This window comes from Comamonas sp. MYb69, from assembly GCF_037479315.1.
Lineage (GTDB): Bacteria > Pseudomonadota > Gammaproteobacteria > Burkholderiales > Burkholderiaceae_C > Comamonas.
Map to the genome: position 1 here is coordinate 381,330 of NZ_JBBGZG010000002.1, position 18,337 is coordinate 399,666.

General features: G+C 63.5%; 14 protein-coding genes. 2 read left to right on the top strand and 12 right to left on the bottom strand.

The window, feature by feature from the left end; genetic code table 11:
* Nucleotides 1-98: 98 nt before the first annotated feature.
* The 4 genes from WH303_RS03830 to WH303_RS03845 form a co-directional block, all read right to left on the bottom strand.
* On the bottom strand, nucleotides 99-1,427 hold the full coding sequence (locus WH303_RS03830; protein WP_339517064.1) for an MFS transporter: 1,329 nt from the start codon (nucleotides 1,425-1,427) through the stop codon (nucleotides 99-101).
* Between the two features lie 139 nt (nucleotides 1,428-1,566).
* Entirely contained in the window at nucleotides 1,567-1,776 is a 210-nt protein-coding gene (locus tag WH303_RS03835; protein ID WP_339517065.1) for a DUF2783 domain-containing protein, read from the bottom strand.
* The gene (locus WH303_RS03840; RefSeq protein WP_339517066.1) at nucleotides 1,773-3,482 is read right to left on the bottom strand and encodes an FAD-dependent oxidoreductase; all 1,710 of its coding nucleotides are present in this window, start codon (nucleotides 3,480-3,482) and stop codon (nucleotides 1,773-1,775) included. The genes WH303_RS03835 and WH303_RS03840 overlap by 4 nt, the downstream gene beginning before the upstream one ends.
* Before the next feature lie 5 nt (nucleotides 3,483-3,487).
* Nucleotides 3,488-4,447 (bottom strand): MBL fold metallo-hydrolase, encoded by a 960-nt coding sequence (locus WH303_RS03845; RefSeq protein WP_339517067.1) that lies wholly within the window; start codon nucleotides 4,445-4,447, stop codon nucleotides 3,488-3,490.
* 730 nt (nucleotides 4,448-5,177) lie between these two features.
* Here WH303_RS03845 and WH303_RS03850 point away from each other — a divergent pair.
* Together WH303_RS03850 and WH303_RS03855 are read left to right on the top strand one after the other, a co-directional pair.
* Complete coding sequence (locus WH303_RS03850; RefSeq protein ID WP_339517068.1) at nucleotides 5,178-7,202, top strand: IPTL-CTERM sorting domain-containing protein; 2,025 nt, start codon at nucleotides 5,178-5,180, stop codon at nucleotides 7,200-7,202.
* Between the two features lie 1,285 nt (nucleotides 7,203-8,487).
* On the top strand, nucleotides 8,488-9,774 hold the full coding sequence (locus WH303_RS03855; RefSeq protein WP_339517069.1) for an IPTL-CTERM sorting domain-containing protein: 1,287 nt from the start codon (nucleotides 8,488-8,490) through the stop codon (nucleotides 9,772-9,774).
* Between the two features lie 254 nt (nucleotides 9,775-10,028).
* Here WH303_RS03855 and WH303_RS03860 read toward each other — a convergent pair whose 3' ends face one another.
* The 8 genes from WH303_RS03860 to WH303_RS03895 all read right to left on the bottom strand — a co-directional run bounded on the left by WH303_RS03860 (nucleotide 10,029) and on the right by WH303_RS03895 (nucleotide 18,224).
* The gene (locus tag WH303_RS03860) at nucleotides 10,029-11,288 is read right to left on the bottom strand and encodes a hypothetical protein (protein WP_339517070.1); all 1,260 of its coding nucleotides are present in this window, start codon (nucleotides 11,286-11,288) and stop codon (nucleotides 10,029-10,031) included.
* 463 nt (nucleotides 11,289-11,751) lie between these two features.
* Nucleotides 11,752-12,732 (bottom strand): aldo/keto reductase, encoded by a 981-nt coding sequence (locus WH303_RS03865; protein ID WP_339517149.1) that lies wholly within the window; start codon nucleotides 12,730-12,732, stop codon nucleotides 11,752-11,754.
* Between the two features lie 124 nt (nucleotides 12,733-12,856).
* Nucleotides 12,857-13,222, bottom strand: coding sequence for a RidA family protein (locus WH303_RS03870; RefSeq protein ID WP_339517071.1), 366 nt, complete (start codon nucleotides 13,220-13,222; stop codon nucleotides 12,857-12,859).
* A gap of 48 nt (nucleotides 13,223-13,270) precedes the next feature.
* Nucleotides 13,271-14,575 (bottom strand): NAD(P)/FAD-dependent oxidoreductase, encoded by a 1,305-nt coding sequence (locus WH303_RS03875; RefSeq protein ID WP_339517072.1) that lies wholly within the window; start codon nucleotides 14,573-14,575, stop codon nucleotides 13,271-13,273.
* Between the two features lie 13 nt (nucleotides 14,576-14,588).
* Nucleotides 14,589-15,356, bottom strand: coding sequence for an ABC transporter ATP-binding protein (locus WH303_RS03880; protein WP_116925529.1), 768 nt, complete (start codon nucleotides 15,354-15,356; stop codon nucleotides 14,589-14,591).
* 20 nt (nucleotides 15,357-15,376) lie between these two features.
* Entirely contained in the window at nucleotides 15,377-16,120 is a 744-nt protein-coding gene (locus tag WH303_RS03885; RefSeq protein ID WP_021028878.1) for an ABC transporter permease, read from the bottom strand.
* 41 nt (nucleotides 16,121-16,161) lie between these two features.
* Nucleotides 16,162-17,145 carry an aliphatic sulfonate ABC transporter substrate-binding protein gene (locus tag WH303_RS03890; protein ID WP_339517073.1) on the bottom strand — a complete coding sequence of 328 codons (984 nt, stop codon included), beginning with the start codon at nucleotides 17,143-17,145 and terminating at the stop codon, nucleotides 16,162-16,164.
* A gap of 116 nt (nucleotides 17,146-17,261) precedes the next feature.
* Nucleotides 17,262-18,224 (bottom strand): LysR family transcriptional regulator, encoded by a 963-nt coding sequence (locus WH303_RS03895; protein ID WP_260718621.1) that lies wholly within the window; start codon nucleotides 18,222-18,224, stop codon nucleotides 17,262-17,264.
* Between the last annotated feature and the right edge of the window lie 113 nt (nucleotides 18,225-18,337).

Below are 18,337 nucleotides of genomic sequence, written 5' to 3' on the forward strand. Positions count from 1 at the left end.
GCGACTCCTTGCTGCGGCCTGGGCAGCCTTCTTGGTTGTTGTGGGTGGCATCGTGGCACAACGCGGGCCATCGCGGGGCGCTGCCCCGCTGGCACCCGCTACTGCTTGAGATCGACGCCCATGCGCTCCCGCGTGGTGCTGACGGCAACCAGCGACAGCAGGGCCAGCCCCATGATATAGATGCCAATGTAGGTGGACTGGCCGTAGCTGGTGATAAGCCACTGCGCAATGGATGCGGCAAAGGCCCCGCCCAGGATGGTGCCCAGTGCATAGCCCACCGACACGCCCGAGTAGCGCACATGGGCCGGGAACATCTCTGCATAGAGCGCGGCCTGCGGGCCATAGGTGAGGCCCAGCGGAATGCTCAGCAGCGCCAGCGCCACAAAGAACAGGCCCAGGCTGCCCGAATCGACCAGCCACCACATCGGCACCGCCCACAGGGCCAGCAGCACATAGCCGATCTGGAAGGTGCGCACCCGCCCCCAGCGGTCGCCCAGGATGCCGCCCACCAGCGTGAACACCAGCCAGCTCAGCGAGGCGGCCATGGTCACCATCAGCAGTGGCGTGGCCGACAGGCCCAGCTTGTTGCGGCCATAGGCCACAAAGAACGCAATGAGCAAGTAGCCAGCGGCGTTGTTGCCGACAAAGATCAGCGCGGTGCGCAGCACGGTGCCGCCGTGGTGGCGGAACAGGCTGCGCAGCGGGGTGGATGACGCCGCCTTGCGGGCATGCATCTGCTCAAAGATCGGCGACTCGCCCACGCTGCGGCGAATCAAGGTGCCGACCCCGATCAGCACAATCGACAGCAGGAACGGAATGCGCCAGCCCCAGGCCATGAACTGCGCGTTGGACATGGACGAGGTCAGGATGCTGAGCACCAGGGTGGCCAGCAGCAGGCCAATGGGCACCCCGATCTGCGGAAAGGAGCCGAAAAAGCTGCGCCGGTGGCGCGGGGCGTGTTCCACCGCCATCAGCGCCGCGCCGCCCCATTCACCGCCGGCAGAAAAGCCCTGCACCACGCGCAGCACAACCAGCAAGATGGGGGCCCATACCCCAATCTGGGCATAGGTGGGCAGCAGGCCGATGAGCATCGTCGCGCCCCCCATCAGCACCAGGGTCATCACCAGCACGGCCTTGCGGCCCAGCCGGTCTCCCAGCGAGCCGCAGACGACCGCACCCAGCGGCCGGAACAAGAACGAGATGCCGATGGTGGCAAAGGAAATGATCTGCGCCATGGCCGGGTTGTGCTGGGCCAAAGGCCCAAAGAACAAGGTGCCCAGCACCAGGCCGGCCATCTGTGCGTAGATGAAGTAGTCATACCATTCGATGGCCGTGCCGACCAAGGTGGCGGTGAGCACCCGGCGTTCATCCGGGGTGGTGGTGCCTGCCTGCGACGCGGGCAGGCTGCTGATCGATGAATTCCCCATGTGCTTGTCTCCTTTTATAAGGTGGGTCTATGCCCTATTTGCTGGCTGGCGCTGGCGTGGTGGCTTGCGAACAGGCCACCGGGCCACCGGGCCAACGAGCCATCGGGCCACCGAGCCAAACGAAGGCCCCGGGGCGCGGTCAATCTGCCGCTTCGCCCGCAGCCGAGCTGGCCAGTGCGATGGCGCTGAGCACCACGCTGCTGTCGCCAATATGGTTGGCCAGCAGCAAGATCAGCCTGGCACTGGCCTGCAGGCTTTGGGCCTCGTCCAGGCCCTCGTGCATCTGCAACAGTTGCTGGTAAATATCATCGACGCGCTCCAGGTTGGGGTGGCGGATCAGGCGGGTCATGGCCGTGCTCCTGTGGCAGGGGTGAATCGGTTGGGCAGCGGGGCGGCACCAGTGCTGGCGCTGTCGCAGGCGCAAGCGGTATCCAGTGCTGCGTGCAAGACGCTGGCCGCGACCGGCGCCTGAAAGCGCGCGGCTACATACTGGTCCGGGCGGATCAGGTAGCCGCAGCCCGGCGCCAGCGCGTAGCGCGCCTGGAGCAGGGCCGTGTCGCCCAGCGCGGCAATATCGAGCAGCGCCACGCCTGCGGGTACGGCCTCGTGCCACTGGTGGGCCAGCAGCACAAAGCGCCCGCCCAGGCGCGGCAGCAGCCAATGCCCCGCCAGTGGCGCATCCACCGCTGGCGAGCCGGGGCACAGGCCGCCCTCCCAGGGCTGGTCATCGGCGGTGTTGAGCGGGCTGTGCGGGCAGGGGATGGCGGTGGAGAGCCTGCCTGAATTGACAAAGGGCCGGGCCCAGGCTTCGCGTGCTGCCAGCTCCAGCACCGCGTCGCGCAAGGCCCGGCTCGCGGTGCTCTTGGGCGTGAGGAAGTCGGTGGAGCGGCTCGAATGCAGAATGTTCTCATCGGCCATCGCAATGGCCTCGTCGTTGTAGCTCTCCAGCAGCGCCTGCCCTGAGGCCCCGCGCAGCACCCGGTCGAGCTTCCAGCCCAGGTTGTCGACATCGGCCAGGCCGCCATTGCAGCCGCGCGCGCCAAAGGGCGACACCAGGTGGGCACTGTCGCCGGCAAACAGCACGCGGCCATGGACAAAACGCGCCATGCGCCGGCACTGGAAGGTGTAGACGCTGTACCACTCCTTGCTGAACGGCACCCCGGGCCCCAGCATCGCGCGCACATAGCGCTCCACGTTCTCGGGCTGGACGCAGGCCTCGCGGTCAATGCCCCAGCCGAGCTGAAAATCCAGCCGCCACAGCCCATCGGGCTGGCGGTGCATCAGCGCCGACTGGCCCGGGTTGAACGGTGGGTCAAACCAGAACCAGCGCTCGGCAGGGCGCTCCTCGGGCATGCGGATGTCGGCGATGAGAAAGTTCTCCTCAAACACCCGGCCGTTGAAGTCCAGCCCCATCAGGCCGCGCAGCGTCGACTTGCTGCCGTCGCAGGCGATGAGCCAGTCGGCCTCCTGGGTGTAATGCTGCGCGCCTGCCTGCACGCCCAGCCGCACATGGTCTTCCAGGATCTGCAGAGACTCGATCTGCTGGCCCAGGCGCAGCTGCACATTGGGCAGTGCGCGCAGCGCATCGAGCAAGGCCTCTTCGACGTAGTACTGCTGGATATTGATAAAGCCCGGGTACTGCTGGTCCTTGATGGGCAGCATGTCGAACTGGTAGATGGGCTCGGCGCGCGCGCCCCAAAACACCTTGCCCACATTCCAGGTCACGCCCTTGTCCAGCAGTGGCTGGCCCAGTCCCAGGCGCTCGAAGATATCGAGCGAGCGCTTGGAAAAGCAGATCGCCTTGGAGCCCCCCGGCACAAAGTCCAGCCGGCTGATGACCACGACCGCATGGCCGCGCTGGGCCAGGTCCAGCGCCATGGCCAGCCCCACGGGCCCGGCCCCGGCGATGACCACGCTGGCGCGCGGCGGCTGGCGGCTGGGTGCCGGCGTGGCCCCGATATGGCGCCACACCGGAATGCCCCGCTGCTGCGGGGGGGCGGGCGGCGCGGCGGCACTGCGCGCCTGCGCCACGGAATGCATCGTGCTCGCTGCCATGGCGCTCACCCTTGCAGCTGGGCCCAGACGTCCCGGTCGCGCTCGGCCGTCCAGATGCGCGGCCAGCTGATGCCGTCGAACTCGTCCCACAGGCGCTGCACATTGAACGGCAGGCAGTGCTCAAAAATAGGCCAGCGGCCAAACTGGGGCGCCAATGCCTGGTGGGTGGCCTCAAAAGCCTCCTTGAGCGTGCCGCCGCGCCGGAATACCGGGCCCACCTGGTCGATCATGCCCTGGAGGAACGCGCGCGTCTGCTCGATGGCCGCGTCGCATGCCGCTTCGCCCCGGGCCACCGCGCCCCGGCCGCCGACCAGGTTCTGCGCGCGGTACTGCTTGAGCTGGTCCAGCGTTGCGCCGGCCCATTCAAAGTGGTGGGCATCGCCCGTGTACAAGGCCGCTTCGGCCTCCACCAGATCGCCCGCAAACAGGGTTTTGCTCTTGTCGTGCCAGACCACGATGTCGCCCGCCGTATGGCCCCGGCCGTTGAACTGCAGCTCCAGCTTGCCCCGCTCGCCTCCCAGTTCGATCTCGTGGCGGGTGGCAAAGGTCTGGGTCGGCCGGGTCAGCCCCGGAATGCCCTCGAACTCCTTGAACAGGCGCGGCATGCGGCCGTATTCGCTGGCCCAGTCCTGCTCGCCGCGTTCCTCGATCAGCTGGCGGGTCACGTCGCTGCTGATGATGTGCTCGACCTCAAAGGCCGATGCGCCCAGCACGCGCACGGCATGGTAGTGCGTCAGCACCAGGTATTTGATCGGTTTTTGCGTGTGGGCCCGCAGCGTGCGCAGCCAGTCACGCGCTGCCGCTGGTGTGGCGCGCGCCTCGATCGCGACAATAAAGTCCTCGCCCTCGATCGCGCCCACATTCGGGTCGCCTTGCGCGGTCAGCGCATAGACCCCGTCGCCCAGGATCTCCAGCGTCTCGGTTTTGGCCGTCATGTCGGCCGATGATGCAAAAGGTTTTGCCATCGCTTTGGTGCTCCTCGGTAGTCCATCCATGGTGTTCATTCACGCCAACGCGGCTGCCTGCCAAGCCAAGCCCGGCCCTTGCCACAGCGTCTGCGCCCATGCCAACCAGTCTGCTGTGGCTATGCAGCGCTGTCTGTCCATAGGTTGATGGACAAGCAGCACGGATCGGGCAAGGCGGTGTTGATTTGCCTCAGGTTTTTCTGCGAGCACACGGGTATATCCCTAGCTTTGTTCCACCCGCCCGACATGGGCAAAAGCCGCTGCTCCAGGCACCGGGTGCTCTGGCTGGCCCCGCTGCGGCGGCATCGGGCATGTTCTCGGCACGACGGCAACCAACGCCGGCCTCGCAATGCGATGCCAGCAGCATCAACCAACCGCTGCAAGCAATGAGAATAATATAAAAATGTAATCGTACTTTGTTTATTAATGGACATCATTTATCTTTATTGCCATCGCCATGGCGTGCCTTGGGGCCCTGGGTCTGAACGCGGGCTTGGGCGATTCATGTCCATCCCATGGGGCTGAAGAGGCTCCCTGCAACGGTGGTTTTCATGCAGGCGGATGCTGCGACTCAGCGGTATCTCTGCCGTGGAAAGCAGCGACCAAGGCTGGCAGGGCGCTCCAACCGGTGATGCGGCATGTCGGGACGTCTCAAACGCAATGGGCAAGGGAATGCAGAGGTTCTCTGCTGCGTTTGTCTCTTTCACTGCCTCGCCAATAGGAGGAAAAGATGCAAAGTCTCTCAAACTTTTTCAGGCTGTGCATGGCCGCTTTCTTGCTGTGTGCCGGTGCGCAGCAGGCCTGGGCACAAAAGGTGCTGCTGCTGACGACCAATATCTCAGGGGCCAATGCAGAGGCAGCAGATGCCATTACTGCTTACAACAACCTCCAAAGCGAGTTTTCCGCACAGCTCTCCAATCCCAGCGACTTGACCCGTTTGTCGGTATTGGGCAATGCCAATGCCCTGTCGCAAGCCAGCTTCACTGCTGCAGCCGGTACGCCCTATGACATCGTGATTGTTGCCAGTACGTACAGACCTGTTGATGCAACAAACTGGGCGGTGCTACAAAGTGCCGTGGCTAACCGCTGGGCCAACTCCATCCTGTTTTTTGTGGATGCGTGTTGTGAGGCCCAGAACGGAGGCAATGCGCAGCAACTGGTCACGACGCTCAATAGCAGCGCAGGAACTGCTTTCTCGCTTGGAGGTTCCATTGCCGGCTTTGCCAGGTTTCCACTCAATACCAACTCGCCTTTTGCGCCTTCATTTGCGGGACTCAATCCCTTTGCCGGGGGCGAAATCACCTATATCAACCAGGTGCCGGCCAACAACGCGCTGTATTTGGCAGCGGGCACGTTGCCAGGAAATTTGCCACCGGCAGGCAACTCCCTTATCGATCATGTTTATGGGCTGCTGATCCCCACCTCCCAATCCAACCAAGGCATGGGGGCCTGTGTGTTCGCGGTGGTGGATGTTTCTCCGTTCATCGATATAGAGTCAAGCTACCCAACCTGGGTGGAAAACCAAGGCAAGGTGGGCCGCGCCTTCCTTCACGCTGCCACATCCGGGGCGAGCGCCTGCGGCCTGCTCAAGGTCAGCAAAAGCTTTGACAAAACGGACCTCTCTCTGGGTGGCGGTGACAACACCGCACTGTTGACGATCACGCTGTCCAACAGCGCATCGCAGGCCGTCAGCAACGTGACGCTGAGCGACAAACTGCCTGCCCCCCTGGTGGTGGCACCGGGCGCCGTGAGCAACACCTGCACCGCTGGCAGGTTCAGTGCCGTGCCAGGCTCGGACATCATCCGCGATAGTGGCATGACCATTCCTGGTGGCGGTTGCAGCATCACCGTGCCCGTGCAATGGCCCAACACCGATGCCGGCCGCCAGGCATGCATCAGCACCCCGTCGGTGACCAACACCATCACGCCGGGTACCGACTTTGTCTCGCCCACCGGCCAGGTCAATACGCCAGCGACCGCAAGCCTCGCCTGCCATGCCGCGCAGCTTGCCATCTCCAAGCAGGTGGTCTGGCCCGCCAACGTCGCGCCCGTGGATCTGACGGGCAGCAGCTTCCCCGTCTCGGTGGTCTGCACCGGCAGCGATGGGCTGGCCTTGCCCGCGATCGACACCTCGATCACGCTGGATACGCCCAAAACCGGCAGTGTCACCGTCACGCCGGTGATCGCCAGCGGCAGCTGCGTGGTGACCGAGGGCGCGCGCCCCGCGCCCCCCGCCAACCATATCTGGATGGAAGACCCGGCGCCCAGCGTGTCCGTCCCCATGGCAGCGCCGCCTGCGGCCAACCATGCGCTGCTGGTCAACACCTTGGCCCGCGCCAACACCGATATCACCATCAGCACCGCCGTGACCGGTGGCCCGGCAGCGGGCATCAGCGGCAGCTTTAGCTTTAGCGCCCACTGCGGCACAGATGGCAGCTTCACAACGGCTGTCACCTTGAGCGGCAGCAATGCCGGTGCCATGGCCATCACCGGTGTGCCCCAGGGGGCCAGCTGCACCGTAAGCGAGGATCCGATCTTGCCCGCCGCTCCGGCCGGCTACGCCTGGAGTACCAGCTTGCCCGCCCCGGTGAGCCTGCTGACGGGCGATGGCGGCAATACGGCCTCCTTTGTCAACACCCTCGTGCGCACGGCGCCGCTGGTGCCTGCTGCCGTACCCACGCTGCAGCTATGGGCGCTGGTGGTGCTGTCGCTGATGCTGCTGGGTGCTGCCACGCTGCGCCGCCGCCAACGCTGACTGCCCCAAGCCGCTGCCAGCTGGCTTGGCTGCAGGCCGTAGGCCCTTGCTACCGCTAGCCGCCCACAAGACGAGCGAAGACACCGAGGCATCCCCCTTTGCCTCGGTTTTTGATGGCTGCTTGACAAGCAGGTGTGCGAATGCAGGTGGCCTTGCAGGCTTGGCAAGGCTTGGCTAAGCCCCTCTGCAGCGGTGCAGCCTGTGCCCGCTGAGCCGGTAGCTCCCCCTGTGCAGGCGCTGGGCCGGATGGTGCGCGCGACCACCTCCAAACCCCACAAGCTGCTGTCAATGCTTTTAATCAATTAACAATACAATTGCAATAGATTGCATTTGATCGATTAGTAGATTTTCTCAATAGCTTTTGTGTATGTATGATGCCATTTCACACGATATCTCTGCAGCGCAAGGTCGCCTCCTTGCGGCCCTTGTGCGCCATCAGGGCCGCGTAACAGCAGGCGCTTGCCACGGCCGGCCGCAACAGCCGCCCGCGAGGCGGTCCATCGGTTTGCGTTGCAGATCTGTTTTTTAGATGGACAAGTAAAGAGAGGACGAAATGAAAAATTTCCCCCATTTTTTCAGGCTATGCCTGGCGGCTTTGTTGCTAAGCGCGGGTGCACAGCAGGCCTGGGCACAAAAGGTGCTGTTGTTGACGACCAATGTCACGGGTGCCAATGCAGAACGAGCAGATGCGATTGCTGCTTTCAACAACGTACAAAGTGAGTTTTCGTCGCAGTTAGCCAATCCTAGTGATCTCACGCTCTTGCAGGTGCTGGGCAATGCCAATGCCATTTCGCAGGCCACTTTTACTTCGCCTTCTGGCGCCCCTTATGACATTGTGATTGTTGCAAGTTCTTATAGCCCTATTGATGCAACAAATTGGACGATGCTACAAAGCGCCGTTGCTAATCGCTGGGCTAATTCCATCGTGTTCTTTGTGGATGGGTGTTGCGAAGCGCAGAATGGGGGGAACGCGAGAAATATGGCGGCTGCCTTGAATGCAGGAACAGGCTCAGCTTTTTCAGTGGGGACGACTTCCGTTGACTCGCAGTTCCCCCTCAATACGAATTCCCCATTTGCAGCGACCTTCGCAGGCTTGGATCCATTTGCCGGAGGAGTTGTTTCTTACATCAATAATGTGCCAGCGGATAACGCACTTTATTTGGCGCAGGGAACGCCTCCTTCCCGTTTTCCTCCTCCAGGCGCAGCACCTACGAACAACGTTTATGGGTTGTTGATCCCCACGTTTCAATCCAACAACGGACTCGGCGCTTGCGTGTTTGCTGTGGTGGACGTTTCCCCATTCGTTAATTTTGCCCAGTACCAGTCATGGACGGCCAACCGAGGCAAAATCGCTCCCGCCTTTCTCGGTGCCGCGACCTCCGAGACCGGCGCCTGCGGCCTACCCAAGGTCAGCAAAAGCTTTGACAAAAGCGATATCTACCTGGGCGGTAGCGACAACAGCACCGTCCTGACGATCGATCTGTCCAATGGCACGCGCGACCCCATCATCAATGCCGATATGACCGACAACCTGCCCGCGCCTTTGGTGGTGGGAGCCGGCACCGTCGGCAATACCTGCACGGGCGGCAGCCTCAGTGCCGTCGCTGGCGCCAATGTCATCCGCAGCAGCGGTGTGACGATTCCGCCCGGCGGCTGCAGCATCACGGTGCCGGTGGTCTGGCCCAACACCGATGCTGGCCGCCAGGCTTGCACGGACACCCCGCTGCTGACCAACACCATCACGCCGGGCACGGACTTTGTCTCGCCGATTGGCCAGGTCAACACGCCAGCGACGGCCACACTGACCTGCCAGCCCGCGCAGCTCTCCATCGCCAAGCAAGTGGTCTGGCCGGCCAACATCACGCCGGTGGATTTGACCGGCAGCAGCTTCCCCGTCTCGGTGGTCTGCACCGGCAGCGATGGGCTGGCCTTGCCCGCGATCGACACCTCGATCACGCTGGATACGCCTAAGACCGGCAGTGTCACCATCACGCCGGTGATCGCCAGCGGCAGCTGCGTGGTGACCGAGGGCACACGCCCCACGCCCCCCGCCAACCATATCTGGGTGGAAGACCCGGCGCCCAGCGTCTCCGTCGCGATGGCAGCGCCGCCAGCGGCCAACAACGCGCTGCTGGTCAACACCTTGGCACGCGCCAATACCGACATCACCATCAGCACCGCCGTGACCGGTGGCCCGGCAGCGGGCATCAGCGGCAGCTTTGGCTATACCGCCAACTGCGGCGCCGATGGCAGCTTTAGCGCCACGGTGAACCTGAGCGGCAGCAGCGCTGGCGCCATTGCCATCACCAATGTGCCCATGGGCGCCAACTGCACGGTAGAACAAACGCCCACCATGCCAGCGGCCCCTGCAGACTACGTCTGGAGTGAGACGCTGCCGGCAGAAGTGGGCTTGGTGACCGGCCCCACCGGCAACACGGCGTCCTTTGTCAACACCCTTGTGCGCACGGTGCCGGCCGTGCCCGCTGCCGTGCCCACGCTGCAGCAATGGGCGCTGGTGGTGCTGTCGCTGATGCTGCTGGGCGCTGCCACGCTGCGCCGCCGCCAGCGCTGAATGCACTAAGCCACTGCGCGGCAGCAGGGGCTGGGTGGGCCACTCCACCGGGCTCCTGAGCGCCGATACGCCAAACCGCCGGGGCAGCTGCCCCGGCTTTTTTGTGCCTGCGCCAGGGCGCCGTAGCGGCGGCGGCGCACTGGGTACCAGTGATAAAAATGCCCCTGGCGCAGGCCACGGGGCATCGATATGGATAGGGCAGGGTGGCCGTGCAGCGCACCCTGGGTCTTGCTAGGCTGCGATAAGCCGCAGGCTCAGACCAGTTTTCGGCGGGCAAGGCCGACCAGCAGCAAACCCAGGCCCGCCAGCGCCAGTGGGTGGCCGACCGGCACGGCCTTGGGCACGACGACCACGGGGGCAGTCACCTCCAAGGTGACGGTGGCCGTATCGCATTGCGTGGCCTGCACGGTGCTGCAGATCTGGTAGCTCACCGTGTAGGCACCGGGCGTGGCGGCCGCGCCAATCAGCACATTGCCATCGGGCGTGACGGTGATGCCGGTGGGCCAGGTGCCCACGGGCGTCAGGGCCACATTGCTGGTGGTGGCGGGCGCCGCATCGACCGTGTCATTGGCCAGCACATTGACGGCGGTGACCGTGCCGCTGTTGGGGCGGGTAATGGCGGGAGCGGTGTCATTGACGGCGTCCACCCCAATCAGCTGCACCCCGCCAATGCCCTTGAAGGCAAAGATAAAGGTGTTGGGCGTGCCATCGGTGCTGGGGGTTCCGGGCGGATTCTGGCTAGGTTTGCCCAGCGAATAGGCCTCGGAGCCAAAGGCGGCCAAGGCTGCCAGCGCATCGACCTGGTTGCCCGCTGCGCCATAGCCAATGGTGAACTCCACCTTGGCGCCGGGAGCAATGGTGCCAAAGTTGAAGCGGAAGTGCGCGCCGTGGTCCTCGGGGCCACTGTCCTCAATATCCTGGTTGGTAAACAGAATGCCAGCGTCGGGGTTCAAAGGGTCTGCGTTGTGAAAACCGTTGTCGCTGGAGAAGACCAGCGCCGTGCTGCTGCCGCGCTGGATGGTCGTGTATTCGCTGAACTGGGTGGGGAACACATCCCAGTCCATTGCGCGGCCATACAGGGCTTCGACTGGTGCGGACGAGATGTTCTCGATCGTGACCTTGACTTCGTAAATATTGCTGGTGGCCGAAGAAGGCGCAAAAGCATGGGTCACGCGGAAGGTATTGAAGGCATTGGCCACGGCGGTAGCGGTGGTGGCCGTAGCGCTGAAAGACTCTGACGTAATCCCTTGAATACCGACATCGGCGCCGGTATAGCCCGACGTATTGCTCAGGGCATCGGCAACGCCCCAGGCCTCGCAGAAGCACCCTGGTGTCAGCCCATCGGCACCACTCGTCAAATAGGTAATGCCCGTCAGCGGCGATATTTCCTGGGGCATCAGCGAGCCATCGTTGCGCACTCCCACCCGCAAGGTGCCATTTTCAATATTGGCCTGCGCCAGCACGATCGCCGGCACGGCAACCACCATCCCCGCCAACAGTTTTCCTAGTTTCATGCTCTCACCTCATTTAGTATTTGAATTTATGATGAGGTTTTTTATCATAGTTATAAGAGATGAAAAAATTACTATACCAAACTTATGGCGTTAGAAATACCTCATAAAAACATGGACTTGTGTAGATGTCTGGAGTCAATTTTCTGAATGCATGTGATTATTCACTTTTGTCAAACATTGTCAAAATCTTGCTATCAAATATTCTTGATATAGGTCATGAAAATGGGGTTGCAACGCATTGCAATGCCTGCGCATTTGATTCGCAAGGCGAGAGAGGAAGTCGTCGTTTTTGACCTGCAGGGGGTGCGCAATGCTGGCTGCAGCACATTCCGCCCATGGATGGGCGGTGTATATCTGGGTGGCTCGCTGCATATGGCTGTTGATGGCCGCCTGAGCGCAGCGCTGGCATGGGCCCCTGGGGTGTTGCACCTGCACGCGCCAGTGGGGGCGATGGCCGCAGGCCTCAGCGGCTGACCCGGCTGGCCAGATGGGCGGGGTAGCGCGCACCTTCAATCGCAATGCGGTCCAGTGCCTCGCTGATGCGCTGCAGGTCGGTGCTGTCCAGAACGACTTGGGTGGCAGCCAGGTTCTCTTCCAGCCGGTGCAGCTTGGTGGTGCCGGGGATGGGCACTATCCAGGGCTTGCGGGCCAGCAGCCAGGCCAGGGCCACCTGCGCCAAGGTGATGCCCTTGGCCTGGGCCATGCTGCCCAGCGCATCGACCAGCGCCTGGTTGGCCTGGCGCGCCTCGGTGCTAAAGCGCGGCACGATATGGCGAAAATCATCCGGGCTGAAGGCGGTGTCTGCCTGGATCGCTCCGGTCAAAAAGCCCTTTCCCAGCGGGCTGAAAGGCACAAAGCCGATGCCCAGCTCTTCGAGCAGTGGCAAGGTGGCTTGCTCGGGCTCGCGCCACCACAGCGAATACTCGCTTTGCAAGGCTGCCACTGGCTGCACCGCATGGGCGCGGCGGATCGAATCGACGCCCGCTTCGGACAGGCCAAAGTAGCGCACCTTGCCCTCAGCAATCAGCTCTTTGACGGCACCGGCTACCTCTTCCATCGGCACGGCAGGATCGACGCGGTGCTGGTAGAGCAGATCGATATGGTCCGTGCGCAGGCGCTGCAGCGAGGTATGGACCACCGCTCGGATGCGCTCGGGCCGGCTGTCGAGCCCGGCTTGGGAGTCACCATCCTTGAAGCCAAACTTGGTGGCAATCACCACCTGGTTGCGCACCGGCGCCAGCGCTTCGCCAACCATCTCTTCGTTCAGGGCCCCATAGGCCTCGGCCGTGTCAAAAAAGGTGACGCCACGCGCTGCGGCATCGCGGATCAGCTGCACGCCTGCGCTGCGGCTGAGCCCCGGGCCATAGCCAAAGCTCAGGCCCATGCAGCCCAGGCCGAGGGCGGAGACCTGCAGGCCGCTGCGGCCGAGTGGGCGGGTGGGGATGGGGGTGTGGGTAGCAGAGTTCATGCCTATCAATGTAGGTATGTAGCCCCGTGATGACTAGATGGTCAGCATGGCACGCCATCATGAGCGGGGCTCATCAATGGCCTGCGCCATGCAGGCGGCATCAAGCGGCCGTGCTGGCCACCACGCAAATCTCGATCAGCTTGGCCGGGCTGGCCAGGCGCGCTTCCACCGTTGCGCGGGCCGGTGCATGGCCAGCGGCGACCCACTGGTCCCAGACCGCATTCATCTCGGCGAAATGGCGCATATCGGCCAGGTAGATCTGGCAGCTCAGGATGCGCTCCTTGTGGCTGCCATGCTCGGCCAGCAGGCGGTCAATCTTGGCAAGCACTTCTTCGGTCTGGCCGCTGATGCCCGCATCGGCCTGGTCAGCGACCTGGCCGGCCAGGTACAAGGTGTGGTCGTGGCGCACGACCTGGGACATGCGGTGGTTGCCGCCGATGCGGGTGATGGTGTTGGTGGTAGTCATCTGCTGTTCTCCTGGGTGATGGCGCAAGCTGGCATTCATCAGCGCGCATCAGCGCTCAATGCCGGCCTTGTATTTCTGGTACTGGATGGTGCTGACCACGGCGATGCGGCGCAGCGGCTCGGGCGGCAGCCAACTGGGGCGCTCAAAGCCGAGCGCATCGGCCAGCTGGGGCGACTGCTGGCCGCAGGCCATCTCGCCGAGCAGCTTGCCGAACATGCTGCCCTTGAGCATGCCCGCGCCATTGCAGCCGATGGAGATGTAGAGGCCATCGCCCACCTGGCCAAAGTAGAGCGCGCCGTTGCGGGTGAGGGCGGTGACACCGCCCCAGACCAGCGGCAGCGCATGCGTGCGCATCTGCGGGTAGCGCATCTGGTAGCAGCCCTGCAGCGCTTGGCGCACCTGGGCGAGCGGCTCTTCGCTGTCGTACGAGTACGAGCTGCGCACCATAAAGCGCCCGCCCGCGACCTTGCGCAAGGTGGTGCCCAGGCGGTTGGCGGGGATCACGCCCCATTCCGGCGCGGGGCCCAGTTTGTGCAGTTCCTCATCGTCCAGCGGCTCGGTGAGACCCGCGTAGGTGTAGATGGTGAACACGCGGTCACGCGCAAAGCCGAGCTTGCGGGCAAAGCCGTTGTTGGCGATGACGATGCGCGGGGCGCTCAGCTCGGCGGTAGCGGTACGCACGCGGTGGGGCTTGCCCTCGTGCAGCGACAGCACGGGCTCGCCCTCCCAGAGCTGCACATTGGCCGGCAGGCTGTCGGCCAGGCCACGCACCAGGGCGGCGGGCTGCACAAAGACGTTGTTGTCCGAGTGGTAGCCGTAGTGGTAGTGCGTGGTGCCCAGCTGCTGCTGCAAGGCATCGCGCCCCAGCTCGGTGTAGGCGACGCCCCAGTCCTGGTACTGCTGGAGCGTGCTTTTGAGGCGGGCTGCGCCGTCGGGCGTGGCGGCCGCGTGGTACTTGCCGACAGGGTTCCAGCCGCAGTCGATCTGGTGCTGGTCGATCAGCGATTTGAGCCAGGCCAGACCCGTGTTGTAGAGCGCTATCTGCTTGCGCGCCACCTCGATGGGGCTGCCGTGGCCGGACATGCCGGTGTTGTGCGGCAGGTTGATCAAAAAGCCCGAGTTGCGGCCCGAGGCGCCGTCGCCCACGGTGCTGGCATCGACCAGCAGCACGCGGGCCTGGGGCTCGAGCTCGGCGATGCGCCGGGCGGCGGCCAGGCCGGTGACGCCGGCGCCGATGACGATGGCATCAAAGTGCCGCTCGCTGGGCGCCTGGGTCTTGGCTTGCCTTTTGGGGAGCAAGGTATTCCAGCCCGAGCCCGCTTGGTAGCTCGGGAAAGTAGGTTGCTTGGACATGGGGTGGTGGTGGTTAGTGGCGGGTGGCCTGCAGGCTGCGCATGACCTCGGACTGCACGGTGTCCCAGATCTGGCCCTTGAGTTCGTTGTAGCGCGGCGAGAGCTGCACCTGCGCATTGCGCGGCATGGGCAGGTCGTTGCGGATATCGGTCACCACGCGGCCGGGCCGTGCGCTCATGATGAGCATGCGGGTGGACAGCAGCAGCGCCTCGTCGATGGAGTGGGTGATGAAGATGATGGTCTTCTTGCTCTTTTCGTAGATCTGCAGCAACTCGTCCTGCAGCACCTGGCGCGTCATCGCATCGAGCGCGGCAAAGGGCTCGTCGAGCAGAATCACATCGGGGTCATTGGCGAGCACGCGGGCGATGGACACGCGCTGGCGCATGCCGCCGGACAAGGCATTGGGGTACTTGTCCTCAAAGCCCTGCAAGCCGACCATGTCGATAAAGCGGCGCGCCACCTGCAGGCGCTCGGCCTTGGCAATGCCCTTCATCTTGAGGCCAAAGGCGACGTTGTCGAGCACCGTGAGCCAGGGAAAGAGCGCGTACTGCTGGAACACCATGCCGCAGTGCGGATCGACCTTGTTGACCTCGCGGCCGTTGACGACGATGCGCCCGGCCGTGGGCTTGTCAAAACCGGTGACCAGGTTGAGCAGGGTGGACTTGCCGCAGCCCGAGGCGCCCAGCAGCACGACAAACTCGCCCTTTTCAATCTCCAGATCGACGCGCTCGAGCGCCTTGAAATCCCCGTAGTGCTTGGCGATCCCCTGGATCGAGATCATCGGGCCTTTGTGTTGCGCGTTCATTGTTTCCACCTCAGTACCCAGTTTTCAATCAGTCGGAAGAAAAAGTCGGTGATCAGCACCGTGGTGCTGATGAGCACCATGCCCAGCACGACCACCTCGGTCTGGAAGAACTCCTTGCCGTTCATGATGAGAAAGCCCAGGCCTTCGCGCGCGGCGACCAGCTCGGCGGCGATCACGCAGGTCCAGGCCAGGCCCAGGATCACCTTGAAGCCGCTCAGGATCTGCGAGAGGCTGCCCGGCAGGATCACCTCCTTCATCACCTGCCAGCGGTTGGCGCCCAGGTTTTGCGCGGCGCGCACCAGGAGCGGATCGACATTGCGCGTGGCCTCGATCACATAGACCATCGCTGGCGCAAAGCAGCCCATGAAGACGATGCTGTACTTCTGCGTCTCGGTGATGCCGAACCACAAAAGCGACAGCGGAATCCAGCTCATCGAGGGCAGCGGGCGCAGAAACGACAGGATGGGGTCAAAGGCCGCCCGGGCGTACGACGAGGTGCCCAGAAAAATGCCCAGCGGAATGGCGACGGCGGTGGCCGCCAAAAAGCCGATCATCACCCGGCGCGCAGACGCCAGGATGTGGGGCCAGAAGGTGCCGTCGCCCAGCATGGCGGCGGCCTTGCCCAGCGCGGCGCTGGGCGGGGGCAGAAAGATGGGGTCGACCAGGCCTGCGCGGCACACGGCCTCCCAGACGGCGATGAACAGCAGCACGGAAGCCGCACTGGTGGCGGCCAGCGCCATGGATGAAGGGGGTTTGGCAATCACGGGGTGTGCTCCGGCCTTCAGACAAAGGAGGCATCGATCCAGTCTTTGACGACCGGGGCCTTGTCGATCTGCTTGTGCTTGACCAGCATCTCGGCGAGCTTTTGCAGGCCTTGCACAAACTCGCCCGTCAGCAGCTCTTTTTGCTGGGCTTGCGGGTACCAGTCCGAGCCGGTGACGGCCGACATCTGCTCCTTCATGGTCAAGCCGGTGAACTTGAGCAGCGCCTGCGAGGCCTTCTCGGGCTGCTCGCGCAGGAGATCGCTGGCCTTGAAGTAGGCCGACAGGTAGCGCTTGACCAGCTCACCGTTCTTGGCGGCAAACTCGCGGCGCACCAGCAGCACATCGGGGCCGGGCGTGACCTTGAAGGACTTGTAGAGGCTGAACTGCGAGTCATCGGCCAAGAGCTTGACGCCGGGCTCGCGCAGGATGTTGTCAAAGTGCGGGGTCCAGGCGGCGGCCGCATCGATCTGGCCGGTCTTGATCGCGCCATGCAGCTCCGGGCCGGGGATGTTGAGCACATCGGCTTCGCCCGGTTTGATGCCGGCCTGCTCCAGCACATCGAGCACCAGCAGGTGGGTGCTGGATGCGAAAGTCACGCCGATCTTCTTGCCTTTGAGATCGGCCACGGTCTCGATGCCTTTGCGGGCGACCAGGCCTTCAACGCGGCCAAAGTTTTCCGGAATCGCAATGATCGCGAACTGCTTGGCGCCGCGCGACATCAGCGCCAGCGCCGAAACAATGCCAGCGCAGCCAATATCGACGCCGCCGGACATGAAGGCGCTCATGCGGGCCGACGAGGTAGCAAAGGACTGCCAGTCCTGCGTGATGCCTACCTCCTTCAAATAGCCTTCGGCCATCGCCAGGTGGGCGGGGTAGTGGCCCAGCCAGGGTGAGCCCCCGTATTTGACGGTCGCATCGGCCGCCCAGCTGGGCAGCGACAGCGCGCCGGCCAATGAGGCGGCGGCGCTTTGTTGGATAAAGGAACGGCGGTTGAGGGTCATATGTGTCTCCTTGGATTTCCTGTTTTTCAAGAGCTGGCCAATCGCTGGACAAGGCGCTCCCCTGGCGCGGATGCGGTGGCATCCCAGCCATGGAGAGCGGCTTGTGCAAGGGCTGGCTAGCTCAGCGCGATCCCGCTTCTGAGCCAGGGGATCAGTTGGCGTACATCGGGAAAGATGTCGTTTTCCATGACGCTTCTGCTCACTTGGAAGCAGTTCTCGGCCATGTCCACATACTCCCCCTCGCGGGAGAGCTGGTAGATGGTGCGGTGCAGGCTGGCGCCGGGCAGCGGAATGGCGGTAATCTGCCCGCTGTAGGTGCGGCCCTGCAGCAGGCAGATGGGGGTGGTGACGGTCCAGCCCAGGTCGGCGGCGACCATGGCCATCACCACGTCGGAGGTGTCGATCTCCAGATAGGGGCGCGGGCTGAAGCCCTGGCGGCGCAGGTGCCGCTCGATCAGCGCGCCAAAGTGGGAGCGGGCGCTGAAGCGGATCAGCGGCATCTTCTCGATCAAGGTGGTGAGGTCGGCGTTCTTGAACTCTTTCTCGCGCACCTTGGGGATCACCGCGATAAAAGGCTCGGAGAAGATGGAGCGGCGCACGATGTGGTCGATGTCGTCGAGCGTGTCGGTCGTGACGATCAGGTCGAGCTGGCGCTTCATCAGCGCCGTCGCATGGCTGTTGGCGAGACCCGACCAGAGCAGCAGCTGGCTGGCCGACTCGGTGACCTTCTTGACGATGGCCGGCCCTGCGGTGGCGGCAAAGGAGTCGATCATGCCGACGCGAATCGCCGGGCGGCTGGCCAGGTCGGCATCGCGCACATGCACCACCAGCCGCTCCATGTCTTCCACAATCTGCCCGGCGCGGCGGCTGAGTGCAATGCCTGCCGGCGTGAGCTTGAACGGCCGCTGCGAGCGGTCAAACACCTGCGTCTGCAAGATCGCCTCGATCTGCGTGATCGTTTGCGACACCGCCGATTGCGTGACCCCCAGCGCTGCCGCGCCCTTGGACAGGCTGCCCGAAGACGCCACCGCCTCGAAAATCTTCAAGGCGCGGACATCGAGACCCGAGGTTGTCTTCATGTCGTCTCCGTTGTGGATCCACTGCAGTGCCTGGGGCACTTTTCAGTAGATTTTTAAGTATTAGTATTTCTACAAATACTAGCTATTAAGCGGAGATTTTGATAACAAATTAA

What these genes read in the sequence shown, in the direction of transcription:
- WH303_RS03860 (WP_339517070.1), bottom strand. Translation starts at nt 11,288, where the DNA reads ATGAAACTAGGAAAACTGTTGGCGGGGATGGTGGTTGCCGTGCCGGCG.
- WH303_RS03890 (WP_339517073.1), bottom strand. Translation starts at nt 17,145, where the DNA reads ATGACCCTCAACCGCCGTTCCTTTATCCAACAAAGCGCCGCCGCCTCA.
- WH303_RS03885 (WP_021028878.1), bottom strand. Translation starts at nt 16,120, where the DNA reads ATGGCGCTGGCCGCCACCAGTGCGGCTTCCGTGCTGCTGTTCATCGCC.
- WH303_RS03850 (WP_339517068.1), top strand. Translation starts at nt 5,178, where the DNA reads ATGCAAAGTCTCTCAAACTTTTTCAGGCTGTGCATGGCCGCTTTCTTG.
- WH303_RS03895 (WP_260718621.1), bottom strand. Translation starts at nt 18,224, where the DNA reads ATGAAGACAACCTCGGGTCTCGATGTCCGCGCCTTGAAGATTTTCGAG.
- WH303_RS03875 (WP_339517072.1), bottom strand. Translation starts at nt 14,575, where the DNA reads ATGTCCAAGCAACCTACTTTCCCGAGCTACCAAGCGGGCTCGGGCTGG.
- WH303_RS03845 (WP_339517067.1), bottom strand. Translation starts at nt 4,447, where the DNA reads ATGGCAAAACCTTTTGCATCATCGGCCGACATGACGGCCAAAACCGAG.
- WH303_RS03880 (WP_116925529.1), bottom strand. Translation starts at nt 15,356, where the DNA reads ATGATCTCGATCCAGGGGATCGCCAAGCACTACGGGGATTTCAAGGCG.
- WH303_RS03830 (WP_339517064.1), bottom strand. Translation starts at nt 1,427, where the DNA reads ATGGGGAATTCATCGATCAGCAGCCTGCCCGCGTCGCAGGCAGGCACC.
- WH303_RS03835 (WP_339517065.1), bottom strand. Translation starts at nt 1,776, where the DNA reads ATGACCCGCCTGATCCGCCACCCCAACCTGGAGCGCGTCGATGATATT.
- WH303_RS03840 (WP_339517066.1), bottom strand. Translation starts at nt 3,482, where the DNA reads ATGGCAGCGAGCACGATGCATTCCGTGGCGCAGGCGCGCAGTGCCGCC.
- WH303_RS03870 (WP_339517071.1), bottom strand. Translation starts at nt 13,222, where the DNA reads ATGACTACCACCAACACCATCACCCGCATCGGCGGCAACCACCGCATG.